The following is an 11202-nucleotide window of genomic DNA, read 5'->3' as shown; positions in this document are numbered from 1 at the left end:
CACTACAACCATTTGCAACAGGTAGAGGGTTTGAATGTGTACGACAGTGTAATTCAAGGCTCTCTCGACCGTCTGAATCCGATTTTGATGACGGCATTGTCTTCTGCACTGGCACTGATTCCATTGGCACTTGCCGGTGATTTGCCCGGTAACGAAATCCAGAGTCCGATGGCTAAAGTGATTCTAGGAGGATTATTAACGTCTACTTTTTTGAACGGTTTTATCGTTCCGATTGTTTATCTGATGATGCATCGGAAAGAGGCCCAGAAAAGCCTGTAGAGAGGGATATTTTTCCTCGGTGAGAAAACCATCGTTCCCCAGTGAGGAAACAAGTGTTTCTCGGTGAGGAACGGGTCGTTCCCCGGTGTCAAACAAATAGATGCCTTATCATAAAGTATCTATCAACAATAGCTTGTAATAAATAAAGAAATTAGAAATGAAACAAATCATGACCATAAGCGCTGCACTTCTTTTCTTAACCATAGGTGAAGTGCAAGCCCAAAACGGAATTGAACAGGTATTGAAGAATATCGAAACGAACAATAAGGAGTTGCAGGCAAACGAGCAACTGATTACCTCGCAGAAGTTGGAAGCCAAAACGGATAATAACTTGCCTGATCCTACTCTCTCTTACGCGCATCTATGGGGAGCAAAAGATAAAAGCGAAACAATCGGTGAGCTGGTTGTTTCACAAAGCTTTGATTTCCCTAGTTTATACGCCACACGTAACAAGTTAAACCGTCTGAAAGCCGGAACTCTTGACAGTCAGTCGGATGTTTTTCGTCAGGAGAAACTGTTACAGGCAAAAGAACTTTGCCTGGACATTATCATGCTTCGTCAGCAAAAGCATATTTTGGAGGAACGTCTCCGCAATGCGGAAGAACTTGCTAAAATGTACGCCAAACGTCTCCAAACAGGGGATGCAAATGCTCTCGAAACCAATAAAATCAACTTGGAACTGTTGAATGTCAAAACGGAAGCGTCTCTGAACGAAACGGCACTTCGCAATAAGCAGCAGGAACTGAATACGCTGAATGGTAATATTCCGGTGGTTTTCGAAGAAAATCAATATCCGGCTATACCGTTCCCAAGCGATTACCAAATGTTGAAATCAGAAGTCATGGCTACAGACCGTACCTTAATGGCACTAGGCAACGAGGCTCTCGTTGCCCGTAAACAGATTGCTGTCAATAAATCCCAGTGGCTGCCGAAGCTGGAACTCGGCTACCGTCGGAATACAGAGACTGGTGTGCCTTTCAACGGTGTAGTGGTGGGCTTTTCCTTCCCGCTTTTCGAAAATCGGAATAAGGTGAAAATTGCTAAAGCGCAGGCACTCAACATCGACTTGCAAAAGGATAATGCTACACTGCAAGTGGAATCTGAATTGGCACAACTTTACCGGGAAGCGAAAACGCTGCATGCTTCAATGGAAGAATATAGCAAGACTTTCCAGTCTCAACAAGATTTGGCATTGCTGAAACAAGCTTTGACAGGTGGACAAATTAGTATGATCGAGTACTTCGTTGAAGTATCGGTGATCTATCAAAGTCATCAAAATTATCTGCAATTGGAAAATCAGTACCAAAAGGCAATGGCACGGATTTACAAAAGCAAGCTATAAATAGTACATAAAACCCTTTAGGTATGGGTTACGCTGAACATACTAATTTCTATTTTTAAGTTATATAAGTATGTTTATATAATAAATTAGGCACGGATTACACAGAATTCACGGTCTTTAGTATTGTCATAACTATAAAGCAACAGTGTTAATCCGTGTAATTCGTGCCTAAATATATCTCCTCTCTTTTTCTTCAAATTCCGACTGGATATTTCAAAACAATACATTACATTTGCAACGAACATAAAATCTGAATTATGAGACCTAAACATTTCTATTTATTCATGTTATGCTGCATCCTTACGCTACTAAGTGGCTGTAAAGATGATGACGACAATCCACTGCGTTTTTACAACAGTGAATACGAAGTACCTATGGGTGGCAGACGTTACCTCGGCCTGGAAAGCGGAAATGGTGACTACTCACTTGCAGTGAAAGACACACGCATCGCAAGTGCCGGAACTGAAACTGGCTGGAGTGGAGTACCTGCCGGACATATGATTTATGTAACCGGTATCCTCACCGGAACGACTTATCTGACAGTAACAGACAACGCCACACAAGAAACCTGCACTTTACCAATCAAGGTGGTCGATAATTACGAAAATATGGAGTTGCTACGCAGCTACTTGTCTAACTTACCCAACGGAGATGCGAATCTTCTACCCGGTATTTCCGACATTTTTCTGATTAACAACCACGCACGGGATGCTTATTTTTTCAAACAAGGAGAACAGACCGCCTTTTCATCCGGACTTGAATTAATAACCCAAGGAAGTTACAAACTGGAAAAAGAAGAAGGAGACGATAAGAAAATGACACTAACCCTCACTTTTTCGGAAGATATGGCAACACCTGTTTCCGATCATAAATTCATAATATGGGGAAACTCGTACTTATTTCATCGGTTGGATAAAAGCCTAAATCTGAACTGGAACACTCCGCCTATTGGAGAAACGCGGACATCACCTGCACCTCCTCCTTCCTACACGCTGGAAGAAATAGCTGAAGGCACAGAAATCGGAAAAGGCAGACAGCTTAGCTTTAGTCTTTCCCAACAGGAAATACCTGCGGGAATACTGCCTTAATCAGTAACGTATTCTGATAAGATGCGTATATTTTCCGGTAAGTATCCACTACGGATGCGCCATTCTTGCGGATAAAGATTATTGGCACGATTGCCGATGTTCTTCACAAATCCGAGAGGAATATGCCGATAAGTAAGCAAAACATATCCACGAGGGGCTGTTACCGGTAAGGTAATGGCCTCTTTTCGTAAATATGTGATGGCCTGTTCATAACTTATTTCTTCCGTAGCGAATGCTTCCCGGCATAAAAGTGAGGTACACATTGCCAACGCATGGTTAGGGATCAAATCCTTTCCTTTCACCTCGCCTATCTCAATCCCTGCCGACACAATTTTCAGGCTTTGTTTCATCGTCGCCAATTCATTAGTATAGTACTGTGAGAAAGCTCGGATATTTGTTCCTTCCGCCAATAAAATATACTTGTCCGAATTTTCATCATTCAACCAACTTTTAGCCATATTCAGATATTCTTTCGATACAGGAGAAGATGCTGCTGTTCCTTTCTTATCCTTCTTCTTGAAAGCTTTCTCTTTGGCGGAAGAAGATACTGGGATCTCTTCTTCCGTCTCCGGCTTACGAAAAGCCACCAGAAAAAAGCCTTCACCTTTCGTCTTATGAGGGAAAAAATGATAGACGGGAATAGAAGATTTAGAATGATCCCCTTTATCTGACAAAAGATCTCCTGTTATATTCCAATTCTCCTGCACCTGCACAGTTAATGGTTCGCCCCCATACTCTTGTTGAATCCAACGTGCATTCTCTTCATCCTCTTTTGTATTAAATGTACACGTACTATATATAAGAATACCTCCGGGCTTCAACGCATCCCAGATATCTGCAATAATCCGTCGCTGGCGCTGCCAACAGATTTCCACATTCTCGGGGCTCCACTCTTCCACAGCTACCGGGTCTTTACGGAACATACCTTCACCGGAACAGGGAACATCTGTAAGAATCACATCAAAGAAAGAGAGTAAAGCCGAAAAATCTGCCGGATCATTATTGGTCACTACCACATCCGGATGTCCCCACTTCGTCAGGTTTTCAGCAAGAATCTGCGAACGATTCCGGATTACCTCATTGGCTACCAACAGGCTCCCTTCGGGAAGTACACTACGGGCATGAGTCGATTTTCCACCGGGAGCCGCACAAAGATCCAACATCTTCATCGGTCCCGTGATATATTGCCGGAGTACCTGCTCCACAAACATGGAAGAAGCTTCCTGAACATAATAACAGCCTGCATGGAATAAGGGATCGAACGTGAAAGTGAGACGCTCCTCCAAATAGAATCCTTCGGAAGACCAAGGTACTTTATCCGATAAAGAATGATTGATTTTCAATTGATTCAACCGGATGCTAACCGGTGGTTCCTGTTGGAGGGCAACAGCCAGTTTGTCGTATTCTTCATCGCCCAATAGAGCGCGGGTGTAGTCTATAAAAGAAGCAGGTAATTCCATCTTTCGTTTATTAATTTCCGCAAATATCAAAAATATTTCGTCTCTTTGCAACTTTCTATGATATTAACTACGTCTAACAGATAAAGAAATAAATTAAAAAACTATTGATATGAAAAATTTTCTATTAGCATTGATGGTTGTACTGACCACTTGCACACTGGCTGTTGCCCAGACCACCGTTGTTCGTGATTCCATCGGGAAAGTAAAAGTAACTGTGACCAAAGACAATAAAGCAAATACGAACAATACTGCTGTCACAGTGATTGGTGTAGACACAGCAGATGCTGATTCTGCAGACGTAAATGCAAACTCAAGTAATGTTAGCACCACTCATGGCAAAGCCAGCTTCACATTCGATTCGGATGACAGCGATTTCCCCTTCCACAATGTTAGTGCCGGCGGAGGTATTCTGGTAGCAATCATTGCAATCATTGCTGTATTCGGATTTCCGGTATTCATTCTATTTGTAATCTTCTTCTTCCGTTATAAAAACCGGAAAGCACGTTATCGCCTTGCCGAACAGGCACTTGCTGCCGGCCAACCGCTTCCGGCAGAGTTTATCCGCGAAAACAAAACAGTCGATTCGCGTTCACAAGGCATCAAGAACACCTTTACGGGTATCGGTCTTTTCATCTTCCTCTGGGCAATCACCGGCGAATTCGGAATTGGAGCTATCGGCTTACTCGTTACATTCATGGGTATCGGACAATGGATTATCGGTAGTAAACAACAGACTCAAGACGCAAATGCTACCCGGATGTATACGGGTAATAAGGATGAAAAAAAGAACCCGAATAACGTTAGAACCGATAGTTTCGAAATCATCCCTTCTGAATCCGAAGAGAAAGACAAAGGAGTAAACGAAGAAAAGAACGACGAGAATAAATGAGCCAACTCAATGATATATCGTTAGTCGCACAGGTCGTGGTGTTCAAGAACACCAGGGCCTTTGACCAGTTGGTGAAGGAGTATCAGTCGCCCATCCGGCGATTCTTCCTGAACCTGACTTGCGGCGACAGCGAATTGAGTGACGACCTTGCGCAAGATACATTTATCAAAGCATATACGAACATTGCCTCTTTCCGGAACTTGTCAAGTTTCTCTACGTGGCTGTATCGTATTGCTTATAATGTTTTTTATGATTATATTCGCAGCCGGAAAGAGACAGCCGACTTGGATACAAGAGAAATAGACGCCATCAACAGCACCGAACAGGAGAATATCGGGCAAAAAATGGATGTCTACCAGTCACTCAAAATGCTTAAAGAAGTGGAAAGAACCTGCATCACGTTGTTCTACATGGAGGACATTAGTATCGACAAAATTGCAGGGATTGTAGGAGTACCGTCAGGGACAGTGAAAAGCCATCTGTCACGCGGGAAAGAAAAATTAGCAACGTATTTAAAACAAAACGGTTATGACAGAAATAGACAATGATAAGCTCTTGCGCGATTTCTTCGCAGAAAACAAGCAGGAAATAGCAGATAACGGATTCAGTCGCCGTGTCATGCACCACTTACCCGATCGTAGTAATCGCCTGGCTCGTATCTGGAGCGCTTTCGTGATGACTGTGGCGGCCGCACTTTTTGTATGGTTAGGTGGATTGGAAGCAACTTGGGGAACCATAAGAGAAGTATTTATCGGTATGATTAATCATGGCACTTCAAGCCTTGATCCGAAGTCAATTATTATCGCAGCTGTTGTACTATTATTCATGGCTACACGAAAGGTTGCTTCGATGGCATAATTAACTCCTAGAAAGAAGTTATTTCGTTAAAGAATGATAAATTTGCCCTTGTTAGCAAAGGAGCCCAAACTTAGATATCGTATCTTTGTTCTTCTGTAAACTAAAAGAGTGAGAAGAGTTTTGAAATTACGTATATTTATTTTATTTCTGTTCCTGCCTATATTGAGTGTTCAGGCAGGTATCATCGACAGTCTGATGATACATCCCAGGGACTCAATCGGATTAACCAGCGATTCCCTTGTGCTACGCTATTTACAAGAATCGGGAATCCCTATATCTGATAATAATAAGGTAAAACTGCTAAAAAGCGGACGGGAGAAGTTTATCGATTTGTTTGAAGCCATCCGGGAAGCTAAACACCACGTCCATCTGGAATATTTCAACTTCCGAAATGACTCCATCGCCAATGCTTTATTTGCTCTGCTGGCCGAAAAAGTGAAAGAAGGGGTCGAAGTACGAGCTATGTTCGATGCATTCGGAAACTGGTCGAACAACAAACCACTTAAAAAGAAACATCTCAAGAAAATACGTGAACAAGGAATCGAGATTGTCAAGTTCGATCCATTCACTTTTCCTTATATCAATCACGCCGCCCATCGCGATCACCGGAAAATAGCTGTCATCGATGGAAAAGTGGCTTATACCGGTGGTATGAATATCGCCGATTACTACATTAACGGACTACCCAAAATCGGAACCTGGCGTGATATGCACACACGCATTGAAGGGGATGCCGTCAATGATCTGCAGGAGATATTCCTAACGATCTGGAATAAGGAAACCAAGCAGAATGTAGGTGGAGCCGCTTATTTCCCCCAACATGAGGAACAAACGGACAGTACGAATATTGTGGTAGCAATCGTAGACCGTACCCCGAAAAAGAATAGCCGTATGTTAAGCCACGCTTATGCCATGAGCATCTATTCGGCCCAAAAGAATGTTCATATCGTCAATCCTTATTTTGTACCGACTTCTTCTATCAAAAAGGCGTTGAATCGGACAATCGACCGAGGCGTAAATGTTACAATCATGGTTTCTTCTGCCTCCGATATCCCGTTTACTCCGGATGCCGCACTTTATAAGTTGCACAAACTGATGAAAAGAGGAGCTACTGTCTATATGTATAACGGTGGATTTCATCACTCTAAAATAATGATGGTGGATGATTTGTTCTGTACAGTTGGCACTGCCAACCTGAACAGCCGCAGCTTGCGCTATGATTACGAAACAAATGCCTTTATCTTTGATACCAAAATAACGGGTGAATTAAATACAATGTTCCGGAACGATATCGAGCATTGCACTCAACTAACGCCTGAATTCTGGAAAAAGCGCTCCCCGTGGAAGAAGTTCGTCGGCTGGTTTGCTAATTTATTCACTCCATTTTTGTAATTTTGTGCGGAGAATCATTTTCACCACAACTTATTCATTATGAAACAATACCTGGATTTACTCAATCGTGTACTAACCGAAGGTACAGAAAAAAGTGACCGTACCGGAACCGGAACCATCAGCGTTTTCGGTCATCAAATGCGTTTTAATCTTGATGACGGTTTCCCGTGCCTGACAACCAAGAAACTACATCTGAAATCAATCATATACGAATTACTTTGGTTTCTGCAAGGTGATACTAATGTGAAATATCTTCAGGAACATGGAGTGCGCATCTGGAACGAATGGGCGGATGAGAACGGCGACTTAGGACATGTTTATGGTTATCAATGGCGTTCATGGCCTGACTATAACGGTGGATTTATCGACCAGATCAGTGAAGTGGTGGAAACAATCAAACATAATCCGGATTCACGCCGTATCATTGTAAGCGCCTGGAACGTAGCAGATTTGAATAATATGAATTTGCCTCCCTGCCATGCTTTCTTTCAGTTTTATGTAGCAGACGGACGGTTGAGCCTGCAACTGTATCAACGCAGTGCAGATATTTTTCTGGGTGTTCCTTTTAATATTGCATCATACGCATTATTGCTGCAAATGATGGCACAAGTGACGGGACTGAAAGCCGGAGATTTTGTTCATACCTTCGGTGATGCGCATATCTACCTGAACCACTTGGAACAAGTGAAGCTCCAATTATCACGTGAACCTCGTCCATTGCCACAAATGAAGATCAATCCGGATGTGAAAAGTATCTTCGACTTCAAATTTGAGGACTTTGAATTAGTGAACTATGACCCGCATCCGCATATTGCGGGAGCAGTAGCCGTGTAACTTTATGAGTAAAATATCTATCATTGCTGCCGTAGACCGCCGTATGGCTATCGGCTTCGAGAACAAACTTCTTTTCTGGTTACCCAATGATTTGAAACGTTTCAAAGCATTAACTACCGGAAACACCATACTGATGGGGCGCAAAACTTTCGAGTCACTACCGAAAGGCGCATTACCCAATCGCAGAAACATCGTTTTATCTTCCAACCCGGCTACAGAATGTCCCGGTGCGGAAGTTTTCCCTTCACTCGAAGCAGCTTTGCAAAGTTGTAAAGAGGAGGAACACATTTATATTATAGGAGGAGCAAGTATTTATCAGCAGGCTCTTTCTTTCGCTGACGAACTTTGCCTGACAGAAATAGATGATATGACTCCCGAAGCCGACGCCTATTTTCCAGAAGTATCGCCAGAGATGTGGCAAGAAAAAAGCAGAGAAGCTCATCCTGCGGATGAGAAACATCTCTGCTCCTATGCTTTTGTTGATTACGTGAGAAAATAACGATTAATCTTCATCTTCTATGTCGACCATGATTGGCATCTGCCGCTTAATGGCTTCATGGAAGGAGATTAATGTCTCGGTACGCGCCAAACCCAATGGTTGTAACTTATCGTGAATAATACTCAATAAGTGATGGTTATTCTTTGCGTAAATTTTGATAAACATATCGTATTTTCCGGTAGTGAAATGACATTCCACCACTTCGGGGATAGCTTCTAAAGCTTTTGTTACCGAATCAAAGGATTCGGGATCTTTCAGATATATACCAATATAAGCGCAAGTCTCATATCCGATTTTCTCGGGGTCGATGACATATTCCGAACCTTTTAATATACCTAAATTAGTAAGCTTCTGAATACGCTGATGGATTGCAGCGCCGGAAACATTACATGCTCGTGCTACTTCCAAAAAAGGAATACGCGCATTCCCTGCAATCAGTTTCAGAATTTGCTCATCTAAAGCATCTAATTGATGATGTCCCATTTTTGAATCAAATTGTTTTTATCAATGAATCTTTTATGCAAAGTTAGCGATTTTTCGACAACAAATACTATAATCTATTACTTTTATTTGCAGAAAGCGGATAAGTCAACAATAGTTCGTACCTTTGCGAAAAACATAAATATACCATTAATATGAAACATATTTGCTGTATTATTCTGTGTTTCTGTACTTCTATAGGAAGTTATGCACAGAATTTTGCTGATTATTTTCAGAACAAAACATTGCGAGTGGATTATATCTTTACCGGGGATGCTACACAACAGGCTATTTATCTGGATGAGCTATCACAACTTCCCACCTGGGCAGGACGTCAACATCATCTTTCGGAACTTCCATTGGAAGGCAACGGACAAATTATAGTGAAAGACCTTGCCAGCAAACAGTGTATCTACAAAACGTCATTCTCTTCTTTGTTTCAAGAGTGGCTGTCCACAGACGAAGCTAAAGAAACAGCCAAAGGATTTGAGAATACTTTCCTTCTTCCTTATCCTAAACAGCCTGTGGAGGTAGAAGTCACTTTATATTCTCCGCGAAAAAAAAGATTGGCTACCTATAAACATATCGTGCGTCCGGATGATATATTGATTCATAAACGGGGGGTATCACATGTCACTCCGCATCGGTATATGCTTCAAAGTGGTAACGAAAAAGACTGCATAGATGTTGCCATCCTTGCAGAAGGATACACAGAAAAAGAAATGGATATTTTCTACCAGGATGCCCAACGTACCTGCGAAAGTTTGTTTTCGTATGAGCCGTTCCGCTCCATGAAGGGTAAATTTAATATTGTTGCCGTAGCCAGTCCTTCTACGGACAGTGGTGTCAGTGTTCCCCGCAAAAATCAGTGGAAACAAACGGCGGTTCACTCCCATTTCGATACTTTTTACTCGGACCGTTATCTGACTACCAGCCGGGTAAAGTCTATCCATAATGCATTGGCAGGCATCCCCTACGAACATATCATTATCCTGGCTAACACGGATGTATATGGTGGTGGAGGAATATACAATTCGTATACGCTGACCACGGCCCATCACCCGATGTTCAAGCCGGTAGTCGTGCACGAGTTCGGACACAGTTTCGGTGGACTGGCCGACGAATATTTCTATGATGATGATGTGATGACAGATACTTATCCGCTGGATGTCGAACCGTGGGAACAAAATATTTCAACACGGGTGAACTTCGCTTCCAAATGGAAAGATATGCTTCCGTCAGGTACCCCGATCCCGACCCCTATTGCTGAAAAAAAGAAATATCCCGTAGGAGTATATGAAGGAGGTGGCTACTCTGCCAAAGGCATTTATCGTCCGGCTTATGACTGTCGCATGAAAACAAACGAATATCCGGAGTTTTGTCCGGTTTGTCAACGTGCCATCCGTCGAATGATTGAATTTTATGTTCCTTAATGGAATACAATTATATTATTGTCAAACTTAAAACCCAAACCTCATGATTAGACTTCAACCAATTAGTACGTCGGATCTGCAACATTACAAATTCATGGAAGAGCTTCTAATTGATTCGTTTCCACCGGAAGAGTACCGTCAGTTGGAACAACTGCGCGAGTACACTGATCGTACGGGCAACTTTCATAATAACATCATCTTTGATGATGACCTGCCAGTCGGCTTCATTACCTATTGGGATTTTGACAGTTTCTACTATGTAGAACACTTTGCAACCAATCCTGCCCTGCGAAATGGAGGCTATGGAAAACGCACGCTGGAATACTTATGCAATTATTTGAAACGCCCGATCGTATTGGAAGTAGAACGTCCGATAGAGGAAATGGCAAAACGACGTATCAGCTTTTATCAACGTCAAGGCTTTACGCTGTGGGAAAAAGACTATAGCCAACCTCCTTACAAGCCCGGAGATGATTTTCTGCCCATGTATTTAATGGTACACGGAGAATTGGATTGTGAAAAGGATTTTGAAACAATCAAAAAGAGAATACATAAAGAAGTATATGGAGTAAAAGACAACTAATTAAATTAGGTAGCAGCTCGAAATTAGTTTCACAAATGGAAAACCTTACTCCAGCTACGTATATA

At 42.3% G+C, this 11202-nt stretch carries 13 protein-coding genes; 11 read left to right on the top strand and 2 right to left on the bottom strand.

The genetic code is table 11. The features are described 5' to 3' along the window. From BSCG_RS30020 to BSCG_RS11580, 3 genes are all read left to right on the top strand, one after another. Window positions 1-279, top strand: a 279-nt coding sequence (locus BSCG_RS30020; RefSeq protein ID WP_175285324.1) for an efflux RND transporter permease subunit, incomplete at its 5' end; no start/stop codon positions are given. A gap of 157 nt (window positions 280-436) precedes the next feature. After that, window positions 437-1621: a TolC family protein gene (locus tag BSCG_RS11575; protein ID WP_004311687.1), complete on the top strand. Its 1185-nt coding sequence runs from the start codon at window positions 437-439 to the stop codon at window positions 1619-1621. 257 nt (window positions 1622-1878) lie between these two features. After that, window positions 1879-2709, top strand: coding sequence for a hypothetical protein (locus tag BSCG_RS11580; RefSeq protein ID WP_008776305.1), 831 nt, complete (start codon window positions 1879-1881; stop codon window positions 2707-2709). On the opposite strand, the gene BSCG_RS11585 is transcribed toward BSCG_RS11580, so the two are convergent. Continuing rightward, window positions 2706-4169 carry a methyltransferase RsmF C-terminal domain-like protein gene (locus tag BSCG_RS11585; RefSeq protein WP_032849566.1) on the bottom strand — a complete coding sequence of 488 codons (1464 nt, stop codon included), beginning with the start codon at window positions 4167-4169 and terminating at the stop codon, window positions 2706-2708. The two genes, BSCG_RS11580 and BSCG_RS11585, sit on opposite strands and share 4 nt — an antisense overlap. Before the next feature lie 109 nt (window positions 4170-4278). Here BSCG_RS11585 and BSCG_RS11590 point away from each other — a divergent pair, with 109 nt between their 5' ends. The 6 genes from BSCG_RS11590 (at window position 4279) to BSCG_RS11615 (ending at window position 8641) form a co-directional block, all read left to right on the top strand. Then, a complete protein-coding gene (locus BSCG_RS11590) occupies window positions 4279-5058 on the top strand; it encodes a DUF6249 domain-containing protein (RefSeq protein WP_004306807.1) in 780 nt (259 codons plus the stop codon). Beyond that, a complete protein-coding gene (locus BSCG_RS11595; RefSeq protein ID WP_004297960.1) occupies window positions 5055-5606 on the top strand; it encodes an RNA polymerase sigma factor in 552 nt (183 codons plus the stop codon). The genes BSCG_RS11590 and BSCG_RS11595 overlap by 4 nt, the downstream gene beginning before the upstream one ends. Then, a complete protein-coding gene (locus tag BSCG_RS11600; protein WP_004297958.1) occupies window positions 5587-5916 on the top strand; it encodes a DUF5056 domain-containing protein in 330 nt (109 codons plus the stop codon). Before BSCG_RS11595 ends, BSCG_RS11600 begins: the two co-directional genes overlap by 20 nt. Window positions 5917-6036: 120 nt before the next feature. Beyond that, window positions 6037-7308 carry a cardiolipin synthase gene (gene cls / locus BSCG_RS11605; protein ID WP_004311690.1) on the top strand — a complete coding sequence of 424 codons (1272 nt, stop codon included), beginning with the start codon at window positions 6037-6039 and terminating at the stop codon, window positions 7306-7308. Between the two features lie 39 nt (window positions 7309-7347). Beyond that, complete coding sequence (locus BSCG_RS11610; RefSeq protein WP_004311691.1) at window positions 7348-8142, top strand: thymidylate synthase; 795 nt, start codon at window positions 7348-7350, stop codon at window positions 8140-8142. Between the two features lie 4 nt (window positions 8143-8146). Further along, window positions 8147-8641: a dihydrofolate reductase gene (locus BSCG_RS11615; protein WP_004311692.1), complete on the top strand. Its 495-nt coding sequence runs from the start codon at window positions 8147-8149 to the stop codon at window positions 8639-8641. 3 nt (window positions 8642-8644) lie between these two features. Here BSCG_RS11615 and BSCG_RS11620 read toward each other — a convergent pair whose 3' ends face one another. Continuing rightward, window positions 8645-9124 carry an Lrp/AsnC family transcriptional regulator gene (locus tag BSCG_RS11620; protein WP_004297952.1) on the bottom strand — a complete coding sequence of 160 codons (480 nt, stop codon included), beginning with the start codon at window positions 9122-9124 and terminating at the stop codon, window positions 8645-8647. Between the two features lie 152 nt (window positions 9125-9276). Between BSCG_RS11620 and BSCG_RS11625 the strand changes: the two genes are divergently transcribed. Together BSCG_RS11625 and BSCG_RS11630 are read left to right on the top strand one after the other, a co-directional pair. Then, window positions 9277-10554, top strand: a complete 1278-nt coding sequence (locus tag BSCG_RS11625) for an IgA Peptidase M64 (RefSeq protein WP_004311693.1) — start codon at window positions 9277-9279, stop codon at window positions 10552-10554. A gap of 43 nt (window positions 10555-10597) precedes the next feature. Next, complete coding sequence (locus BSCG_RS11630) at window positions 10598-11137, top strand: GNAT family N-acetyltransferase (RefSeq protein ID WP_008650303.1); 540 nt, start codon at window positions 10598-10600, stop codon at window positions 11135-11137. Window positions 11138-11202: the final 65 nt, after the last annotated feature.

The sequence above is a fragment of the Bacteroides sp. 2_2_4 genome (genome assembly GCF_000157055.1).
GTDB lineage: Bacteria > Bacteroidota > Bacteroidia > Bacteroidales > Bacteroidaceae > Bacteroides > Bacteroides ovatus.
This window is presented reverse-complemented; position numbering and strand designations above follow the sequence as displayed.